This window comes from Kitasatospora sp. NPDC036755 (genome assembly GCF_040636595.1).
In the GTDB taxonomy this organism is placed as follows: domain Bacteria; phylum Actinomycetota; class Actinomycetes; order Streptomycetales; family Streptomycetaceae; genus Kitasatospora.
The window spans coordinates 22899-42825 of sequence record NZ_JBEZUT010000030.1 but is presented as its reverse complement, the minus strand read 5'-3'; the positions used below and the strand labels follow the sequence as shown (position 1 = coordinate 42825).

Annotated in this window: 14 protein-coding genes and 1 pseudogene; 11 read left to right on the top strand and 4 right to left on the bottom strand. The window is 73.2% G+C overall.

The annotated features are described in order from the left end of the window. Positions 1-562 precede the first annotated feature (562 nt). Both purN and purH read left to right on the top strand, forming a co-directional pair. The gene (purN, locus tag AB0E96_RS07330) at positions 563-1222 is read left to right on the top strand and encodes a phosphoribosylglycinamide formyltransferase (protein WP_359819684.1); all 660 of its coding nucleotides are present in this window, start codon (positions 563-565) and stop codon (positions 1220-1222) included. Then, a complete protein-coding gene (gene purH, locus AB0E96_RS07325) occupies positions 1219-2799 on the top strand; it encodes a bifunctional phosphoribosylaminoimidazolecarboxamide formyltransferase/IMP cyclohydrolase (RefSeq protein WP_359819681.1) in 1581 nt (526 codons plus the stop codon). Before purN ends, purH begins: the two co-directional genes overlap by 4 nt. Before the next feature lie 79 nt (positions 2800-2878). Here the strand turns inward: purH and AB0E96_RS07320 are convergent, their stop codons facing one another. Then, positions 2879-3499, bottom strand: coding sequence for a hypothetical protein (locus AB0E96_RS07320; protein WP_359819678.1), 621 nt, complete (start codon positions 3497-3499; stop codon positions 2879-2881). 617 nt (positions 3500-4116) lie between these two features. Here AB0E96_RS07320 and AB0E96_RS07315 point away from each other — a divergent pair. The 6 genes from AB0E96_RS07315 (at position 4117) to AB0E96_RS07290 (ending at position 9753) form a co-directional block, all read left to right on the top strand. Then, complete coding sequence (locus tag AB0E96_RS07315; RefSeq protein ID WP_359819675.1) at positions 4117-4971, top strand: bifunctional methylenetetrahydrofolate dehydrogenase/methenyltetrahydrofolate cyclohydrolase; 855 nt, start codon at positions 4117-4119, stop codon at positions 4969-4971. A gap of 19 nt (positions 4972-4990) precedes the next feature. Beyond that, positions 4991-5416 carry a DUF3017 domain-containing protein gene (locus AB0E96_RS07310; protein ID WP_359819672.1) on the top strand — a complete coding sequence of 142 codons (426 nt, stop codon included), beginning with the start codon at positions 4991-4993 and terminating at the stop codon, positions 5414-5416. A gap of 216 nt (positions 5417-5632) precedes the next feature. Continuing rightward, positions 5633-6625: a malate dehydrogenase gene (locus AB0E96_RS07305; RefSeq protein WP_359819669.1), complete on the top strand. Its 993-nt coding sequence runs from the start codon at positions 5633-5635 to the stop codon at positions 6623-6625. A gap of 180 nt (positions 6626-6805) precedes the next feature. Then, positions 6806-8131: a hemolysin family protein gene (locus AB0E96_RS07300; protein ID WP_359819666.1), complete on the top strand. Its 1326-nt coding sequence runs from the start codon at positions 6806-6808 to the stop codon at positions 8129-8131. A 30-nt stretch (positions 8132-8161) separates the two neighbouring features. Further along, positions 8162-9202 (top strand): tryptophan--tRNA ligase, encoded by a 1041-nt coding sequence (trpS, locus tag AB0E96_RS07295; RefSeq protein ID WP_359819663.1) that lies wholly within the window; start codon positions 8162-8164, stop codon positions 9200-9202. Continuing rightward, the gene (locus tag AB0E96_RS07290; RefSeq protein WP_359819660.1) at positions 9199-9753 is read left to right on the top strand and encodes a 2'-5' RNA ligase family protein; all 555 of its coding nucleotides are present in this window, start codon (positions 9199-9201) and stop codon (positions 9751-9753) included. Before trpS ends, AB0E96_RS07290 begins: the two co-directional genes overlap by 4 nt. A 49-nt stretch (positions 9754-9802) precedes the next feature. Here the strand turns inward: AB0E96_RS07290 and AB0E96_RS07285 are convergent, their stop codons facing one another. Both AB0E96_RS07285 and AB0E96_RS07280 read right to left on the bottom strand, forming a co-directional pair. Continuing rightward, positions 9803-12313, bottom strand: coding sequence for a CDP-glycerol glycerophosphotransferase family protein (locus AB0E96_RS07285; RefSeq protein WP_359819658.1), 2511 nt, complete (start codon positions 12311-12313; stop codon positions 9803-9805). Between the two features lie 251 nt (positions 12314-12564). Then, positions 12565-16137 carry a bifunctional glycosyltransferase family 2 protein/CDP-glycerol:glycerophosphate glycerophosphotransferase gene (locus AB0E96_RS07280; RefSeq protein WP_359819655.1) on the bottom strand — a complete coding sequence of 1191 codons (3573 nt, stop codon included), beginning with the start codon at positions 16135-16137 and terminating at the stop codon, positions 12565-12567. Between the two features lie 134 nt (positions 16138-16271). Here AB0E96_RS07280 and AB0E96_RS07275 point away from each other — a divergent pair. Continuing rightward, positions 16272-17156 (top strand): annotated as a pseudogene (locus tag AB0E96_RS07275) (glycosyltransferase family 2 protein); the annotation flags it as partial. 160 nt (positions 17157-17316) lie between these two features. Then, positions 17317-18324: a YihY/virulence factor BrkB family protein gene (locus AB0E96_RS07270; protein WP_359819652.1), complete on the top strand. Its 1008-nt coding sequence runs from the start codon at positions 17317-17319 to the stop codon at positions 18322-18324. A gap of 23 nt (positions 18325-18347) precedes the next feature. Here AB0E96_RS07270 and AB0E96_RS07265 read toward each other — a convergent pair whose 3' ends face one another. Further along, on the bottom strand, positions 18348-19469 hold the full coding sequence (locus AB0E96_RS07265) for a D-alanyl-D-alanine carboxypeptidase (protein ID WP_359819689.1): 1122 nt from the start codon (positions 19467-19469) through the stop codon (positions 18348-18350). Between the two features lie 198 nt (positions 19470-19667). Between AB0E96_RS07265 and AB0E96_RS07260 the strand changes: the two genes are divergently transcribed. Then, positions 19668-19925, top strand: a complete 258-nt coding sequence (locus AB0E96_RS07260; RefSeq protein WP_359819650.1) for a hypothetical protein — start codon at positions 19668-19670, stop codon at positions 19923-19925. Positions 19926-19927: the final 2 nt, after the last annotated feature.

Below are 19927 nucleotides of genomic sequence, written 5' to 3'. Positions count from 1 at the left end.
AGGACGCACCAGGGGCGCGGGCCGATCGGTCCGCGCCCCTGCGGCACGCTGTCGGCGCCCTGCCCTACCCTGCCCCCATGGTGACGTTCGACGAGCCGGGGCATCCGCCGGCGGCGGCGCGAAGGGGTTGCGCTCGCCGGTGTCGTCGCCGCTGCTCATGGGTTCGGCCATTCCTTCTCGGTCGGGGCTCGTGCGGAGGGGCTCGCGTCGGAGCGGTCTCCCGCGTCCCCCATGATCCCGCAGCCGTCCGTCGGGCCACCGGCGGCCCGTGCCGCGGGGCCGGACGGGTGGGCCGGCGGGCCGGTGCGGGCCGGGGCAACCGCGGTGCGGCGGGCCGGAGGAGATCCCCGTCTCAACTACGCGCGTAGCGCCGCCGGGAGGGTGCGGAGGCCCTCCGACCAGCCGTTATCGTGGTGACGGTCAGCAGCCCACAGAGGTTCCCCGGGGTCCGCGTCGCGGCGGGTTTTCCCGGAGTTCCCCCTCGCTCGACCTGCCGTTCGTAGTGGCCCCACCGCCGGTGGACGTACCAGCGGACGGCGCCCGACCTACGGAGAAACGCGCAGTGGCCGCCGCCCCCGCCCAGCACTTCCCGCCCCGTACGCCCGGACCGGCCCGCCTGGTGGTGCTGGTCTCCGGCTCCGGCACCAACCTGCAGGCGCTGATCGACGCCGCGGCCGATCCGGCGTACGGCGCCGAGATCCTCGCCGTCGGCGCGGACCGGGACGGGATCGTCGGCCTGGAGCGCGCCCAGAAGGCGGGCCTGCCGACCTTCGTGCACCGGGTGAAGGACCACCCGGACCGGGCGGCCTGGGACGGTGCGCTGACCGCCTCCGTCGCCGAGTACCAGCCGGACCTGGTGGTCACGGCCGGTTTCATGAAGATCCTCGGCCCCGAGTTCATCGCCTCCTTCGCCGGGCGGATCGTCAACACCCACCCCGCGCTGCTGCCCTCCTTCCCCGGCGCCCACGGCGTCACCGACGCGCTCGCGTACGGGGTGAAGGTCACCGGCTGCACCGTCCACCTGGTCGACTCCGGCGTGGACACCGGGCCGATCATCGCGCAGGGCGTCGTCGAGGTCGTCGACGCCGACCACGCCGATGGCGGCGACGCGCTCCACGAGCGCATCAAGACTGTCGAGCGCAAGCTGCTCGTCGACGTCGTGGGCCGGCTGGCCCGCGAAGGTCACCGCATCGAGGACCGAAAGGTATGGATTCCGGCATGAGTGCCAGCTCCACCACCACGCCCGTTTCGGAGAACGTTCGTCCGATCCGTCGCGCGCTGATCAGCGTGTACGACAAGACCGGTCTGGAGGAGCTGGCCCAGGGCCTGCACGCCGCCGGGGTCGCCATCGTCTCCACCGGCTCCACCGCCGGCCGGATCGCCGCCGCCGGCGTCCCGGTGACCGAGGTCTCCGAGCTGACCGGCTTCCCGGAGTGCCTGGACGGGCGCGTGAAGACGCTGCACCCCCGCGTGCACGCCGGCGTGCTGGCCGACCTGCGGCTGGAGTCGCACCGCGCGCAGCTGGCCGAGCTGGGCGTCGAGCCCTTCGACCTGGTCGTGGTGAACCTCTACCCGTTCAAGGCCACCGTCGCCTCCGGCGCCACCCCGGACGAGTGCGTCGAGCAGATCGACATCGGCGGCCCGAGCATGGTCCGCGCCGCCGCCAAGAACCACCCCTCGGTGGCCGTGGTGGTCGACCCGGCCCGCTACGCCGACGTGCTGAAGGCGGCTCAGGAGGGCGGCTTCGACCTGGCCACCCGCAAGCGTCTGGCCGGTGCCGCGTTCGCCCACACCGCCGCCTACGACGTGGCCGTCGCCTCCTGGTTCGAGGACGGCTACGCGCCCAGCGACACCGCGGGCTTCCCCGAGTTCCTCGGCTCGACCTGGGAGCGGCAGAACGTGCTGCGCTACGGCGAGAACCCGCACCAGGGCGCCGCGCTGTACAGCGACGGCACCGGCGGCCTGGCCGGAGCGCAGCAGCTGCACGGCAAGGAGATGTCGTACAACAACTACGTCGACACCGACGCCGCCCGCCGCGCCGCCTACGACCACGCCGAGCCGGCCGTCGCGATCATCAAGCACGCCAACCCGTGCGGCATCGCGACCGGCGCCGACGTCGCCGAGGCGCACCGCAAGGCGCACGAGTGCGACCCGGTCTCCGCGTACGGCGGCGTGATCGCCGTCAACCGCCCGGTCACCGTGGCGCTGGCCGAGCAGATCGCCCCGATCTTCACCGAGGTCGTCGTGGCCCCCGGCTACGAGGAGGGCGCCCTGGAGGTGCTCACCCGCAAGAAGAACCTGCGGGTGCTGCTCGCCCCCGAGGCCCCGGCCAACCGCCGGGAGGTGCGCCCGATCTCCGGCGGCGTGCTGCTCCAGGACGCCGACCGGGTGCACGCCGAGGGCGACGACCCGGCGAACTGGACCCTCGCCACCGGTGAGGCGCTGACCGCCGACGAGCTGGCCGAGCTGGCCTTCGCCTGGCGGGCCTGCCGGGCCGTCAAGTCCAACGCGATCCTGCTGGCGAAGGGCGGCGCCTCGGTCGGCGTCGGCATGGGCCAGGTCAACCGGGTGGACTCCTGCAAGCTCGCGGTCGAGCGGGCCGGCGAGCGCGCCAAGGGCGCCTACGCGGCCTCGGACGCCTTCTTCCCGTTCGCGGACGGCCCGGCGATCCTGATCGCGGCCGGTGTCCGGGCGATCGTCCAGCCCGGTGGTTCGATCCGTGACGAGGAGGTCGTCGCGGCGGCCGCCGAGGCCGGCGTGACCATGTACTTCACCGGCGCGCGGCACTTCTTCCACTGATGACGTGACCGAACGGCAGAGCGGCCCGGCCCCCTCCGAGGAGGGAGCCGGGCCGCTCTGCCGTCGGTTCGCCGACCGGTCAGTACTTCGGCCGGTTGAACCAGTTGACGCCGTCCTGGATGCACATGGCGGTGATCCAGATGATGCTGATCGCCACCCACAGCAGGGCGACGACGAGGTTCGCCGCCTGGCCCTCCTTGGCGGTGAACGAGCCGAGCAGACCGAGCAGGCCGAGCAGGCCGCCGATCGAGCCGTAGACGATGGTGGTGACCCGGACGCCGTTGCCGCCCTTGCCGAACTTGACGCCGAGGGTAATGGACAGCGCGGCGGCCAGCGCGAACACGACGCCGAGGACGGCCGCGACGCCGGCGGCGGCGTTGCCGATCGCGGCGATCATGTCGTCGTTGCTCGTGCTCTCCTGGTTGACGACGCCCTTGGCGGCCACGGCCCCGAGCAGGCAGAGCAGCGCCATCAGGACCTGGGTGCCGCCGACGATGAACAGCAGCACCCGAGCGGTCGTCACCAGACCCGGCATGGACGGCTGCGGGGCCATCGGGGCGTATCCGTAGGCCGGGGCGGCCTGCGGGTAGCCGTACGCGGCGGCCTGCGGCGGCGGGGGCGGGGCCTGCTGGGGGTAGCCGTAGCCCGGGGCGGCCGGCGGCTGGCCGTAGGGGTTGTTCGGGTCGGGCGGGTAACTCATGGATGCCTCCGGGCAGTTACGGGGACGCGGGGACGGGACGATGACGGCCCGGTGCCGGGCGGTGGGTCGGGCCACCGTCCGGAGGGGGGACGTCAGCGGAGCGGGGTGACAGCCCGGCGGCGGTGACGGGCGCCGCGGATCGACGGAGCGGTGAGCGTCAGAGGTGCGAGGCGGCGGACCGGAACGGCGCGGGCGGGACGGTGCCCCCGCGATCGGACTGCTCGCTCTGCTGTGGTCGGCTCACTGGCTCTTTCCCCCGGTTACGCCCCGCCGCGGGGTCCGTCGGCCCGTCACCGGGCCGGTGTTGCGGCGGGAATGCGCACTTATCGTCATCCGGACGACGGGGCGCTGTCCAGCCGGTTCCGCGCGCCGCGCCAAGACTGTGGCGCAACCGCAACGTGCGGCGGACCTTCGTACCCGTCCGTTCACCCGCCCGTCCACCTGTCCGGCCCACGCCAGGACCCTGTCGGCCACCCCGCCCGGCCCTCCGCCGGGGCCCCGGTCCGGACCCCTGCCGGGGCCCCCGTCCGGTGCCCGTCGGGCCGCCCCGGAACCGCCGCCGCAGCGGTCGGCCGCCCTCGGTACGGAGACCCCCGGGGATCCGGGAGAATGGGGTCATGACTGCCCAGATTCTCGATGGCAAGGCCACCGCCGCCGCGATCAAGTCCGAACTCGCCGCCCGCGTGGCGGCCCTCAAGGCGAAGGGCGTCACGCCCGGCCTCGGCACCGTCCTGGTCGGCGACGACCCGGGCAGCCGCTGGTACGTGAACGGCAAGCACAAGGACTGCGCCGAGGTCGGCATCGCCTCGATCCAGCGCGAGCTGCCCGCCACCGCCACCCAGGAGGACGTCGAGAACGTCGTCCGCGAGCTCAACGCCGACCCGTCCTGCACCGGCTACATCGTCCAGCTGCCGCTGCCCAAGGGCCTGGACCAGAACCCGGTCCTGGAGCTGATGGACCCGGACAAGGACGCCGACGGCCTGCACCCGACCTCGCTCGGCCGGCTCGCCCTGGGCATCGAGGGCCCGCTGCCGTGCACCCCGCTCGGCATCGTCGAGCTGCTGCGCCGCCACGACGTCGAGATCGACGGCGCCGAGGTGGTCGTGGTCGGCCGTGGCATCACCGTCGGCCGGTCGATCGGCCTGCTGCTGACCCGCCGCAGCGAGAACGCCACCGTCACCCTGTGCCACACCGGCACCCGGGACCTCGGCGCCCACCTGCGCAAGGCCGACATCATCGTGGCCGCCGCCGGCGTGCCGCACCTGGTCAAGCCGGAGGACGTCAAGCCGGGCGCGGCGGTGCTGGACGTGGGCGTCAGCCGCAGCGAGGGCAAGATCGTCGGCGACGTCCACCCGGGCGTGGCCGAGGTGGCCGGCTGGATCTCCCCGAACCCCGGCGGCGTGGGCCCGATGACCCGCGCGATGCTGCTCAACAACATCGTCGAGGCGGCCGAGCGCCGCGCCGGCATCTGACACCCCAGGGACGGCGAGCATGACTGAACCGCGACCGGCGGAGTCCCGCCGAAGGCCGGTCAAGACCACCGGCACCCTGCCGCCCGAGGGCTCGGCCGCCGCCCTCGGACGCGATCACACCCTGCCGGTGCGGCAGTGGCCGATCACGCTGGTCCTGCTGGTCGTCGGTGCCGGCCTCGCGGTCACCTGGTTCGCCGACTTCAAGGACGGCTTCAAGTACGGGCTGCTGATCCTCGGCGCCGGCGTGCTGCTCGGCGCGGTGCTGCGGATGGTGCTGCCCGAGGTCGGGATGCTCGCGGTGCGCAGCCGCTTCACCGACGTGATCGTGCTGAGCTTCCTGGGCCTGTCGATCGTGCTGCTGACCCTGGTGGCGCAGCCGAACCCGTGGCTGCAGATCCCGCTGCTCGACAACATCGGCCAGCTGATGGGCCGGCCGAGGCACTGATTCCGCGCGGGGCCGTGACGGCCCCCGCCCGGCCCGTGGAAACCCAGGGCCCGGGCGGGGGCCGCCTTTCTTTTGTGACGCATCAGCCATGCCGGGACACCCGGCGTACGCTTCCCTTTGCGATAACCTGACGCCGGTCTCTCGATATCGAGAGATCATCCTGGCTCCAGTGCCGGTGTGCCTGGGGCGCCTGGCGATTTGCTGGAGAAGGTAGAAATGACCCGCACCCCCGTCAACGTCACCATCACCGGCGCGGCCGGCCAGATCGGCTACGCGCTGCTCTTCCGCATCGCCTCGGGCCACCTGCTCGGCGCCGACGTGCCGGTGAACCTGCGCCTCCTGGAGATCCCGCAGGGCCTCAAGGCCGCCGAGGGCACCGCCATGGAGCTCGTCGACTGCGCCTTCCCGCTGCTGCGCGACATCACGATCACCGACAAGCCGGCCGAGGCCTTCGACGGCGCCAACGTCGCGCTGCTGGTCGGTGCCCGTCCGCGCACCGCGGGCATGGAGCGCGGTGACCTGCTGCAGGCCAACGGCGGCATCTTCGGCCCGCAGGGCAAGGCCATCAACGACCACGCCGCGGACGACATCAAGGTCCTGGTCGTCGGCAACCCGGCCAACACCAACGCCCTGATCGCCCAGCGCAACGCCCCGGACGTCCCGGCCGAGCGCTTCACCGCGATGACCCGCCTGGACCACAACCGCGCCCTCGGCCAGCTGTCCGCCAAGACCGGCGCCCAGGTCTCCGACATCAAGCGCGTCACCATCTGGGGCAACCACTCCGCGACCCAGTACCCGGACGTCTTCCAGGCCGAGATCGCCGGCAAGCCGGCCTTCGAGGCCGTCGGCAGCGACCTGGCCTGGCTGGAGAACGACTTCATCCCGACCGTCGCCAAGCGCGGTGCCGCCATCATCGACGCCCGCGGCGCCTCCTCGGCCGCCTCGGCCGCCAACGCCGCCATCGACCACGTGTACACCTGGGTCAACGGCACCGCCGAGGGCGACTGGACCTCCATGGGTGTCGTCTCGGACGGCTCGTACGGCGTTCCGCAGGGCCTGATCTCCTCCTTCCCCGTCACCACCAAGGACGGCAAGTTCGAGATCGTCCAGGGCCTGGAGATCTCCGACTTCTCGCGCGCCCGCATCGACGCCTCGGTCAAGGAGCTGACCGAGGAGCGCGACGCGGTCCAGGAGCTGGGCCTCATCTGAGCCCCGCCCCGCACGGCTCGGCCGGCGGCCCGCCGCTTCCTCCCCGGAAGCGGCGGGCCGCCGTCGTGTCCGGGGAGGAGCCCCGGTCGTTCCCGGCCCCGCCCCGCCGCCGTGTCCGGCCCCGGGAACCGCCGTCGTGTCCGGCCCCGGCCGGTACCGGCCGTCCTACACTGGCCCGCTGTGAACGAAACACTCGGGGACGCCGCGCTCGTCCTCGTCTTCATCCTGCTGGGCGGGTTGTTCAATGTCGCCGAGATCTCGCTGATCTCGCTGCGCGAGGGCCAGATCCGGACGCTGGAGGGGCGCGGCACCCGGCGCGCGGCCCGCGCTGCGCACCTGGCCGCCGACCCCAACCGCTTCCTGGCCGCCGTCCAGGTCGGGGTGACCTGCATGGGCTTCCTGTCCGCCGCCTTCGGCGCGGACACCCTGGCCGGAAAGGTCGCCCCGCTGTTCGTCCGGGCCGGGCTGTCCGAGGGCGTGGCCGGCGCGGTGGCCCTGGTGGGCCTCACCCTGGTGATCAGCTACGCCTCGCTGGTGCTGGGCGAGCTGACCCCCAAGCGGATCGGCCTGCAGCGCGCCGAGTCCATCGCGGTCGTCGCCGCCCCGGTGGTGGACGTGATGTCGGTGGTGCTGCGCCCGGTGATCTGGCTGCTCGGCCACTCCACCAACCTGATGGTCAGACTGCTCGGCGGCGACCCGACGGCGGGCCGCGGCTCGATGAGCTCCGAGGAACTCCGCGGCCTGGTCGCCGCCAACACCGAACTCGGAAGCGACGAAAGGGCGTTGATCGCCGACGTGTTCTCCGCCGGGGAGCGCCAGCTGCGCGAGGTGATGGTCCCGCGCACCGAGGTGACCTTCCTGGACGCCGAGCGCCCGCTGGCCGCCGTCCGGCACCAGGCGGACACCTCGCCGCACTCGCGCTACCCGGTGGTCGAGGGCAGCGCCGACGCGGTGGTCGGCTTCGTCCACGTCCGCGACCTCTACGGCGCGCGCGGCGAGCAGGCCGCCAAGGTCCGCGACCTGGCCCGCCCGGTCAAGCTGCTGCCCGGCACCAAGCGGGTGCTGGAGGCGATGGGCGAGATGCGCCGGGAGGGCCACCACCTGGCCATCGTGGTGGACGAGTACGGCGGCACGGCCGGGATCGTCACCCTGGAGGACCTGGTCGAGGAGGTGATCGGCGAGATCCGGGACGAGTACGACCGCCCGGAGTCCGCCCCCACCCGCCGACTGGCCGGCGGCGGCGTGGAGCTGGACGGCCTGCTCAACCTCGGCGACTTCGCCGAGGAGACCGGCGTCACCCTGCCCGAGGGCCCGTACGAGACGGTGGCGGGCTGTCTGGTGGCCGCGCTCGGCCGGCTGCCCCGGGACGGCGACCAGGTGCGGGTCCCGGTCGAGGGCGGCGGCGGGGTGCTGCTGACGGTGGCCAAGGTCGAGGGCCGGCGGATCGCCCGGGTGGGGGTGAGTGCGGTCACACTGGTCGACCCCGCGGGGGCGGAGGTTTCCTGAGCGAGTGGTGGAACTGGAAGAATGGCCCGCATGGTCAACGCAGCGGTCACTGGTCCGGTCAAGGACCGTCCCCGGGTGCTCTCCGGCATCCAGCCCACTTCCGGCTCGTTCCACCTCGGCAACTACCTGGGTGCGGTGCGCCAGTGGGTCGACCTCCAGGAGGCCAACGACGCCTTCTACATGGTCGTCGACCTGCACGCGATCACGGTGCCGCAGGACCCGGCGACGCTGCGCGAGAACACCCGGGTGTCCGCCGCCCAGCTGCTCGGCGCCGGCCTGGACCCGGACGACTGCACGCTGTTCGTCCAGTCGCACGTGCCCGAGCACGCGCAGCTCGCCTGGGTGATGAACTGCCTCACCGGTTTCGGCGAGGCCTCCCGGATGACCCAGTTCAAGGACAAGTCCTCCCGGTACGGCGCCGAGGGCACCACCGTCGGCCTGTTCACCTACCCGATCCTGCAGATCGCGGACATCCTGCTCTACCAGGCGGACGCCGTCCCGGTCGGCGAGGACCAGCGCCAGCACGTGGAGATCACCCGCGACATCGCCGAGCGCTTCAACACCCGCTACAGCCCGACCTTCACCGTCCCGAAGCCGTACATCCTCAAGGAGACGGCGAAGATCCAGGACCTCCAGGACCCGGGCGTGAAGATGAGCAAGTCGGCCTCCTCGCCCAAGGGCCTGGTGAGCCTGCTGGACGAGCCGAAGGCCAGCGCCAAGAAGTTCAAGAGCGCCGTCACCGACACCGGCACCGTCGTCTCCTACGACGAGCAGGAGAAGGCCGGCGTCTCCAACCTGCTGCGCATCCACTCCGCGCTCAGCGGTCAGACGATCGACCAGCTGGTCGCGCACTTCGAGGGCAGGATGTACGGCGCCCTGAAGACCGAGCTGGCCGAGCTGTTCACCGAGTGGGTGACGCCGTTCCAGGAGCGCACCCGCAGCTTCCTGGACGACCCGGCCGAGCTGGACCGGGTGCTGGCGATCGGCGCCGACAAGGCCCGTGAGGTGGCGTCGGTGACGCTGGAGACGGTGTACGACCGGATCGGCTTCCTCCCGGCCGCCAAGCGGTGACTCCGCTCACGCGCCTGCCCGGTGGTGGCGACCTCCCCGAGGTCGTCACCATCGGCGTGTCCGTGAGCGTCCCGGACCCGTACGGCACGGCGGTCCAGGACGCCCGGGCAGGGCACGGCGATCCGCTGGCCCGGTCGATACCGACGCACGTCACCCTGCTGCCCCCGACCGAGGTCCCCGCCGAACTGCTGCCGAAGATCGAGGAGCACCTGGCGGCGGTGGCGGCCGCGCACCGGCCGTTCCGGATGCTGCTGCACGGCAGCGGGACCTTCCGCCCGGTCTCCCCGGTGGTGTACGTCCGGGTCGAGGAGGGCGCGCAGGAGTGCCGGCTGCTGGAGGCGGACGTCCGCTCCGGCCCGCTGGCCCGCGAGCTGGCCTTCCCGTACCACCCGCACGTGACGGTCGCCCACGGCCTGCCCGACGACGTGCTGGACCAGGCGTACGAGCAGGCGCGCGACTTCCGGGCGGACTTCACGGTGCCGGGGTTCGGCCTGTCCCGCTTCGACACGGACGAGGTCTGGCGGCCCTGGCGGAGCTACCCGTTCGGGTGAACCGGGGCACGGTCCGGGGCACGGACCGCAGGACGGTCCGGGGAGTGGTCTAGCCTCCCCGGCCGCCGAGTTCGAGCATCCGGTCGACCACCCGGCGGGCCGCGCCGCCGTCGTCCAGCCCGCAGTGCTCGGCCCGGAAGCGCCGGTAGCGCTCGGCGTAGCCGGGCGGCAGTCCGCCGTCGCCGTCGGCGAGTTCGCGCAGCGCGCCGAGCAGTTCGGCCGAGGTCGGCACCAGCGGGCCGGGGGCGTCCGACTCGAAGTCGAAGGTGAAGCCGCGCAGGGTGTCGCGGTAGTGCTCCAGGTCGTAGGTGAAGAAGTACATCGGGCGGCCGGTGATGGCGAAGTCGAACATGATCGACGAGTAGTCGGTCACCAGCACGTCCGCGACCAGCAGCAGCTCCTGCGGGTCGGGATAGTCCCCGCAGTCGTACAGGAAGCCGTCGCCGGCGCCGGGCAGCGGCTCGCGCACGTGCGCGTGCGGCCGGACCAGCAGCACGTGGTCCGGGCCGAGCAGGCGCCGGGCGTGGTCGAGGTCCAGTCGCAGGTCGAGCCGGAACCCGTCGCCGTCGCCGCGCTGCCGGTCCTCGCGCCAGGTCGGCGCGTACAGCACGATGCGCCGGCCCTCGGGGACGCCGAGCCGGCGGCGCACCGACGCGGCGGTCCGCCGGTCCGGGCGGGCGAGCACGTCGTTGCGCGGGTATCCGGACTCCAGCAGCTCGCCGCCGTAGCGGAAGGCGCGCCGCAGGATCGGGGTGGCGAACGGGCTGGGGGAGAGCAGCAGGCTCCACTGCGGGGTCTCCCGGTCGAGCGCCCGCAGGTAGCCGCGGTCGGCGAGCCAGGGGCTCTCGACGTCGTGGGCGATGCGTTTCAGCGGGGAGCCGTGCCAGGTCTGCACGACGACCTGGCCGGCGCGGCGCTCCAGGAAGTCCGGGAAGTGGGTGTTGCCGACCAGGTACCGGCAGGTGGCCAGCGCGCGGTACCACTCCGGGCTCCAGCTGCGCACCGGGACGACCCCGGCCGGCAGCTCGGCCTGGGCGTCGTCGACCACCCACAGATGCTCCAACCGGGCCTGCCGGCGGGCGAGTTCGGCGTGCACCGCGCGCGGTGAGTCGGCGTAGCCGCGGCCGCCGAACACGTCGTACAGCACCGCCTCGCGCAGCGGCGCGCGGCGGGCGGCCGGGTAGCGCTCGGTGCGCAGCCGGTGCTGGGTCCAGGCGCTGCGCTCGGCGGCGCCGAGCACCGGGGTGGAGTCCACCACCAGGGTGTCGTGCCACCGGCGTTGCAGCAGGATCCGCTTGCCGCCGGCGGTGGCGGCGGCGGGTACGGCGGACAGCGCGGTGGGGGCGGCGAGCAGCGGGCGGCCCTCCCCGGGGCGGCCGACCGGCTCCAGCACTGCCGCCCAGACGCCCTTGCGCAGCGGCAGCGCGACGCCGTCCGAGCCGGTCCGGGTGGCGGGCACCCGGACCCGGAAGCGGCCGTCCGGGCCGGTGCCGACCGGGCTGCGGACCTCGTGCGCGGAGTCGGAGTGCCGCAGCACCAGCTCCAGCCGGTCGGCGGCCGGGTCCGGGCAGTGGCCGGCCAGTTCGAAGCCGCCGTCCCGGACGGCGATCCGGTCGACCAGGCCGGCCGCGGGCTGGACGCAGAGCTGGAGCCGGCCGTCGGCGAGGTGCTTGAGGTAGAGCACCCGGTCCGGGGCGCCGGGCAGCGGGTGCTGACCGGCTACCGGGCCGTCGCGCTCGTCGAGGCAGAGCGGCTCGGTGCCGCCGTCGGGGTGCAGCAGTTCGGCGTCCCAGTGCTCCAGCCCGCCGCGGCCCCGCCCGTCGGCGGTGAACGGCCGGTACGGCACCCGGACGGCGAAGGTATTGCCGGTGCGGGCGAGCGGCTGTTCGACCACCGCGTCGCTCTCCCGGTGGCGCAGCCGCAGCACGGTGCCGGAGGGGCAGGTGTCGGCGACGCCGCCCAGTTCCAGGCCGTCGGGGGCGGGGGCGGCGCGGTCGATGAGGACGGCCGGGCGCTCCAGCCGCAGGTGCAGCCGGTCGTCGGCGAAGAACGGCTGGAGCCGGACGTCCCGGTCGACCCAGTGGGCGGGCGGGTACTCGCCGGAACCGCACCAGTGCGGGGCGAGGGCGCCGTACCGGCGGCGCACCCGGGTGGGGCTGGGGCGGGTGAAGAGCGTGGCCTCGATCCGCCAGTCGCCGAGCAGCCAGTGGCCGTCGCGGCGCAGCCGGCCGGGCACCATCAGCGCGGTGAAGCCGGACCAGTCGTGGTTGTGCGCGGGCTGGGCGCTGTCGTCGGTGACCTCGGGCATCCGGCGGGGGCGGGAGCGCAGGTGAACCGGGGGCTGGGCCGGATCCTGGTGGCGCAGGGTCAGCCAGGTCCAGGCGGAGCCGGGCCGGGCGGTGTCCTGGCCGGCCGGTCGGGCGAAGCCGGTGAGCTCCAGGCCGCGGCCGTGCCAGCGGGCGCGCAGCAGGCCGAAGACGACGTCCTCGTCGGCGGCGGGGCGCTCGCCGGTCACCCGGGGAGCGGCGTGCGGCAGGACCAGCCGCGTGAGCACAGGCATGGCAGTGGGAGCCCTTCGGAAGGGAAGTCAACATCCCATCCAGAAATGGCTCCGGGGTCAATTGCACGACTTTTCGAATGCTCCCTGGAATGCGTTTCCGGGAACTCCGGTTCGAATGCGGATCCGGTGTTCCAGGATTTCCGGGTCCGCGCGTTCCGGTGCGTTCCGGTGCTTTCCCGCGCGTTCCCGGAAAAGCGTGGGCGCCCGGCACCACCACCGGTGCCGGGCGCCCGCGGATCCGTGCGCGGAGGCTATTCCTTGCGGAGCATCGCGTCGACGACGCGGGCGGCGGCCTTGCCGTCGTCCAGGTCGCAGTACGCCTCGCGGAACGCGGTGGCCCGGTCCGCGTACTCCGCGGCGACCTCGTCCATCCGGCCGAGCACGGAGACGAGCTCCTCGGAGGTGGTCGGCATCGGGCCGGGCGCCTCGGCCTCGAAGTTCAGGCTGAAGCCGCGCAGGTTGTCCCGGTAGTGCTCCAGGTCGTGGGCGAAGAACACGATCGGCTTGCCGGTCGACGCGAAGTCGAACACGCTCGCCGAGTAGTCGGTCACCAGCACGTCGGCGATCAGCAGCAGCTCCGCCATGTCGGGGTAGCTGCCGACGTCCCAGATGTAGCCGTTGCCGGCGCCGGGGATCTGGCCGCACATCAGGTGGTGCCGGCGCACCAGCAGCACCTGGTCGTCGCCGAGCGCCGCCTTGGCCGCCGCCAGGTCGATCCGCAGGTCGATCTGGTAGCCGCCCTGCGGCCGGCGCCGGTCCTCGCGCCAGGTCGGCGCGTAGAGCACGACCTTCTTGCCCTCGGGCAGGCCGAGCCGCTCCCGGACCTGCTCGGCGGTCTTCTCCCGGTCGGTCGCGAACAGCAGGTCGTTCCGGGGGGAGCCGCTCTCCAGGATCTCGCCCTTGAAGTCGAAGGCGCGCCGCAGCACCGGGGCCGACCAGCGGTTGCCGGCCACCAGCAGGCTCCAGTTCGGGACCTCGCGGGCCAGGCTCTTCAGGTACTTGGAGTCGGTGAACCAGACCTTCTCGAAGTCGAAGCCGATCTGCTTCAGCGGGGTGCCGTGCCAGGTCTGGACGACCACCTGGTCGGGGCGGCGGACGAAGAACTCGGGCAGGTGGGTGCTGGCCACGACGTACTTGGCGGTGGCCAGCGCCTCGTACCACTCCGGGCTGCGGTAGCGGAGCGCGGTCGCGCTCTGCGGCAGCTCGGCCTGCATGTCGTCGTTGCCCCACAGGTGCTCGACCGGCAGGCCGCGGCGGACCAGTTCCTCGTGGACCGCCCGGGGCGAGCCGGAGTACGTGCCGTACTTCCCGGTGTGGTACACCACCGTGTCGCGCACCGGCAGCCGGCGGGCGGCCGGGTAGTCCACGTTCTGCAGCCGGCGCTGGCGGAACCCGGCCCGCTCCTCGGGCAGCAGCACCGAGTCCGACTCCAGCGACAGGCCGTCGTGGTTGCGGCGCTCCAGCAGTATCCGCTTGCCACGGGACTCCACCACGACCGGCAGGACGTCGAAGCAGTCCGGGGTGACGAGGGCGGAGGCGTCCGGCAGTTCGGGCACCGGCACCCCGACCGGCCGGAAGACGACGTGCCAGGTGCCCCGGGAGAGCGGCACCCGGCCGGCGAAGGAGGCCGTCGGCACGGCGGGCAGCGCGGTGCGGAACCGGCCGTCCGAGATCTCCACCGGGTAGGCGTGCTCCTCCTCGCGCCACTTGTGGCGGACCACCAGCTCCCAGCGGTGCGCGCCGGGCAGCGGGAACGAGCCGCTCAGCAGGAAGCCGTCGGCGCCGCGCGAGGCCACCTCGTCCACCAGCGGCTGGAGCACCTGGTCGGTGAACTGGAGGTGCCCGTCGGGGGAGGGCTTGGAGTAGAGCGCCCGGCGCTCGGCGACCGGGGCCTGCGGGTTCAGCGCCAGGTGCAGCCGCTCGGGCGCGTTGCGGTCGTCCCAGGCCAGCGGGACGGTGCTGCCGTCGGCCAGCAGGAGGGCGGTGTCCCAGTGGTCGCGGCTGCGCTCGGCGGCCACCGGGTCCAGCTCGGCCCAGGCCTCGCGGACGGCGGTCAGCTCGGCGACCGGGAGGGCCGAGGTGAACGGCTGGAGCGTGCCGACCGGGGTGCCCAGTTCCAGCGGGAAGGTCACCTGGCGGTCCGACTCGGTGTGGGTGAGCCGCAGCCGCGCCCCGGCGAAGTTCGGGCCGGAGCGGGCCGCGCCCGAGACCTCCAGCCGGTCGCCCCGCGCGGCCAGGCCGGTCACCCGGGCCTTGACCGTCTCCACCCGGAGGTAGACGAAGTTGTCCCGGATCCACGGCACGATCCGGACGTCCGGCTCGACCCAGTGCGACGGGAGGAACTGGGCGCTGTCGCTCCACCCGGCCGAGATCCGGCCCTTGTAGACCCCGCCCTTGCCCGCGCCGGCCACCAGGACGCGCCAGTTGCCGTCCTTCCACTGGCCGCGGTGCCTGAGCTTCTTCGGGTCGATGGCCACGGTGAAGCCGGACCAGTCGCAGCTGTACAGGTCGTGCTGGCAGCTGGCGGTGGCCTCGGGGCTGTACGTCGTCTTCATCGGCACCGCGATGACCCGGCGGCCCTTGGCCTCGCGCAGCACCAGGGTGCGGACCATGTCGTGCTTGCCGGCCGCGCCCAGCTGCTCCGGGTACGCGTGCCCGGTCATCCGGAGCTTGCCGTCCTGCCAGACGCTGTCGTACAGCCGGCTGCGGATGACCAGGGAGTTGTCCAGCTTGAGGACCCCGGCCGGCACGCTCTTGCGCCCGCCGCGCAGGAACGGGTAGTCGGCGTACGGGCGCAGCAGGCCGCGGGCCTGGACGCCGCCGCCGCTCTCGCGCTCGTAGGTGATCTGCTCGACCAGCTCGTCCATCCGGCCGGACAGGGTCAGGTGGTACTTCAGACGCAGCGGCGCGCGCCCCTTGCCGACCTGCTCGGCGCCGATCGCCCGGAGCAGCCGGCCGACGTGCTGGAGGTAGGCGTCCCGGTACTCCTTGTCCCCCTCGACGAGGGAGGAGAAGAACATCGGGATCTCCTCGACGAGGGTGTTCTCGTCGTAGGAGCGCAGGTACTCGGCGAAGCGGGGCTCGGTCTGCTTCATCAGCCAGGCGCGCACCAGCTCGACCGAGGAGACCCGGTCGATCAGGCCCTTGGGGTTGGTGCGCATCTGGGTGATCGACATCTCGCCGACCTCGCGCTCGCGCCAGTGGTAGATCGGCTCGGAGAGCACGTCGACGCTCTTGGCCAGGTAGTGGTGCGGGACGCTGACCGGCGCGTCCTCGTACAGGATGCCCTCGGGGTAGAGCAGGCCGGCCGCGTCGAAGAACGAGCGGCGGTACACCTTGTTCCACGCGGTGCGGTCGGTGACCAGCGCCGGGATCTCGGTGATGTGGGTCTTGAGCCTGGTCTCCTTGAACGGCTTCAGGTGGCCGCCGGACTGGTAGTAGCCCACGGCGCGGAAGCGCAGCACGTTGCCGGTGCAGAAGTCCGAGCCGGTCTCGTCCAGCGTGTTGATCATCAGCTCGTACGCACTCGGCGGCATCGAGTCGTCGCTGTCCACGAAGCACAGGAACTCGGAGTCCGGGTCGATGTGCCGGATGCCGGTGTTGCGGGCCGCGCCGAGGCCCTTGTTCACCTGCCGGACCAGCCGGAACCGGGAGTCCTCGGCCGCGTACGCCTCGGCGAGCGCCGCGCTTCCGTCCTTCGAACCGTCGTCGACCATGACGCACTCGAAGTCCGTGAAGGTCTGGGCGGCGATCGAGTCGAGGCATTCGACGAGGTAGCGCTCGACGTTGTAGATCGGGACGACGATGGAGAGGCGGGGAGCCATCGGCTACGCAGGCCTTTCTCTGGAGGAGCGTGGCAGCCCGTACGGGGCCTGACCGCACTTGGATCGGTGCGTACGTGCGCCCCCGATCCTACCTCCGGGGACTCGGCCCACCCGGGGACCACTACTCTGGGTCCGTGTCCCGTTTCAGCGTGATCGTCCCCGTGTACAAGGTCCAGGACTACCTCGCCGAGTGCCTCGATTCGGTGCTCTCCCAGGACGGCCCGGACTTCGAACTGATCGCGGTGGACGACCGCTCCCCGGACGGCTGCGGCGCGGTCCTGGACGGGTTCGCCGCCGCCGACGCCCGGGTCCGGGTGCTGCACCTGCCGGAGAACGTGGGCCTCGGCCGGGCCCGCAACGCCGGCCTGGAGGTCGCCACCGGGGACTACGTGATCTTCCTCGACAGCGACGACACCCTGACCCCCGGATTGCTGAAGGCCGTCGACGAGCGCCTCACCGCCACGAGTGACCCGGACGTCCTGGTTTACGACTACGCCCGCACCTACGCCGACGGCCGGATCACCCGGGCCGCCTCCGCGCACGTCTTCGGCGCCGACTCCCCGGACGTCTTCGACCTCGACACCCGCCCCGACCTGCTCGACCTGCTCCAGGTCGTCTGGAACAAGGCCTACCGCCGGGGCTTCGTCACCGAGCAGCGGCTGGTCTTCCCGGCCGGCTACTACGAGGACACCCCCTGGACGTACCCGGCGCTGCTCGCCGCCGCCCGGATCACCCTGCTCGACCGGGTCGGCGTGCACTACCGCCAGCGCCAGGAGGGCGGCAACATCCTGGCCACCGCGAGCCGCAAGCACTTCGACGTCTTCGCCCAGTACGACCTGGTCTTCGCCTTCCTCGACGGCCGCCCCGACCTGGACCGCTGGCGCCCGGTCGTCTACGGGCGGATGCTGCACCACCTCAACACCGTGGTCTCCAAGCCCGGCCGGGTCCCGCCCGGCGACCGCCGCGAGTACTTCCGCCGGGCCGCCGAGCACTGCGCCCGGCTGCGGCCGGCCGGCTACCGGCCGCCGGCCGGTGTGGACGGCGTGCGCACCGAGCTGCTCGGCCACGGCCGCTACGGCGCGTACCAGGCCGTCCGGGCCCTCGCCAAGGCCCGCCGACTCGTCAAGCGGTAGACGCGATCTGACACCCGTTCGGGGGATGGGCCGGTATAACCGGTAGGTGGACTTCCTGACCCGCCTGCCGGTCGTCGGCCCGCTCGTGGCCCGGGTGCTGCGCAGCCGTCCGTACCGGGTGTACGAGTACTTCGCCGCCGCCCGGGGCAACCGGCTGGCGGGCGCCGTCACCTTCTTCGGCTTCCTCGCCCTGTTCCCGTTGCTCACGGTGGGCCTGGCGATCGCCGCGGCGACGCTGAGCGACAGCCGGGTGCACGACCTGCAGGGCCACATCGCCGACCAGCTGCCGGGGCTCGCGGACGCGCTCAACCTGCCCGCCCTGGTGTCCAACGCGGGCACCGTCGGACTGGTCGGCGGGGCACTGCTGCTGGTCTCGGGCCTCGGCTGGGTGGACACCATGCGCACCTCGATCCGGGACCTGTGGCAGCTGCCCCACGACGAGGGCAACCCGGTGCTGCGCAAGGCCTGGGACGTGGCGGTGCTGGCCGGCCTCGGCCTGGTGTCGCTGTTCTCGCTGGCCGCCTCCGCGGCCGGGACCACGCTCGCCGGGTGGATCGCCGAGGCGAGCGGCCTCACCAGCGGATACCTGCTGACCGCGGTCGGGGTGCTGATCGCCATAGCGTGCGACATGCTGCTGTTCGCCTACCTGCTGGCGCCCTTCCCCGGGATCACCGACCAGCGCCGCCGGGACCTCGTGCAGGGCGCGCTGATCGGCGCGGTCGGCTTCGAGCTGCTGAAGCTGCTGCTCGCCTCCTACCTGGGCTCGGTCGCCGGACGGAACCTGTACGGGGCGTTCGCCACCCCGGTGGCGCTGCTGCTGTGGATCAACTTCGTCTCCCGGCTGCTGATGTACTGCGTGGCCTGGACGGCGACGGCCGATCCGGAGGCCGCCCGGGAGCGGGCCAGGGCGCAGGGACGGGCGCTGCTGGAGGCGGCCGACGAGGCGCAGGCGGCGGAGGAGGCGGAGCGGGCCGCGGCGGCGCGGGCGAAGCGGGCGGAGAAGGCGGAGAAGGAACGGGAGAGGTCGAAGCGGAGGGCCCGGCCCGGGGACTGAGGCCGGGCCCTCCCGCCGGTCGGTCAGCCGGCGGAGCGGCGCCGGCGCAGCAGCAGCGCGCCGCCCCCGACGACGGCCCCGGCCGCCACCACGGCCGACCAGCCGACGGCGCCGTGCCCGCCGGACGCGGCGGGTGCTGCGGCGGCGGTGGCCGAGGGGTTCGGCGGCGGCGCGGGTGCGGCGGCGGCGGTGCCGTCGGCCTGGCCGGTCGGCTCGGCGCCGGCGGGCGGCAGCTCGTCGACCAGCCTGCCGACCGGCTGGACCTTGCCGGCGGCGGCGAAGCCCCAGTCCAGCAGGGCGGCCGTCTCGTCGTAGACCCGCTGGTAGCTCGCCGGGTGCATCACCGTCACCAGCAGGGTGCGGCCGTCGCGCTCGGCGGCGCCGACGAAGGTCGAGCCCGCGTTGGTGGTGGTGCCGTTCTTCACGCCGATCAGGCCCGGGTACTTGCCCAGCAGCCGGTCGGTGTTGGCGATCCCGAAGCTGCCGCGCTGGCCGGTGTTCCGGTCGATGCCGCCCGGGAACATGGCGTCCCGGGTGGCGCAGTACATCCGGAAGTCCGCGTTGCGCAGGCCGGCCCGGGCGAACAGCGACAGGTCGTAGGCCGAGGAGACCTGGCCGTCCATGTCGTAGCCGTCCGGGGAGATCACCCGGGTGTCCCGGGCCTGGAGCGCGTCGGCGCGGGACTGCATCTCGGCGACGGTCTGCGGGACGCCGCCGTTCATGTGCGCCAGGACGTGCACCGCGTCGTTGCCGGAGCTCAGGAACACCCCGCGCCACAGGTCCTCGACCCGGTAGTCCAGGTTCTCCTTGATGCCGACCAGGCTGCTGCCGGGGCCGATCCCCTGGATCTCCTCGTCGGCCACCCGGTGCACCGCGTCGCGGTCGAACTTGGGCAGCACGGTGTCCGCGAAGAGGATCTTCAGGGTGCTCGCCGGGGGCAGCCGCAGGTGCGGGTTGCTGGCCGCCAGCACCTCTCCTGACGCCAGGTCGGAGACTATCCAGGACTGGCCGGTGAGGTCTCCGGGCAGCGGCGGGGCGCCCGCCATCGGGGCGACCTGCACCCCGGGGAGTCCGAGCCGCTCGCCGCCGACCGCGGCCGGCGGGGGCGGCTGCCGGGGGGCCGCGCCCGCCGGGACGGCGAGCAGGACCGGGAGGGCCGCGGTGAGCGCGGCGCACAGGCGCGCGAACGTGAGACGGGGTGTGGGCACCAGCAGACCGTACCCACTCGGGGCTCCCGGCGCCCTCCCCCGGGGCGCCGTCCTCCGCAGGAGGGGCCCGCCGTACGCCGATCGGCGGCCCGCGCATACTGGGACGCACACCGCCTTCACACGCCGAGGACCCCCATGAAGCTCAGCCGCCGCACCTCCTGGTTCCTGACCGCCTTCGGGGTCTGGTCGATCATCATCTGGACGACCTTCGTGAAGAACCTCTGGAAGGACTCCGGCGGCCAGGCCTTCACCGGTGGCGACCACTCCCAGCCCACCGCCTTCTTCTGGGTGCACCTCCTGCTCGCGATCACCTCGTTCGTCCTCGGCATCGCGGTCGGCACCGTCGGCCTGCGCGGTCTGCGCGCCGCCCGCCGGGCCCCTGCCGCCGACTGAAA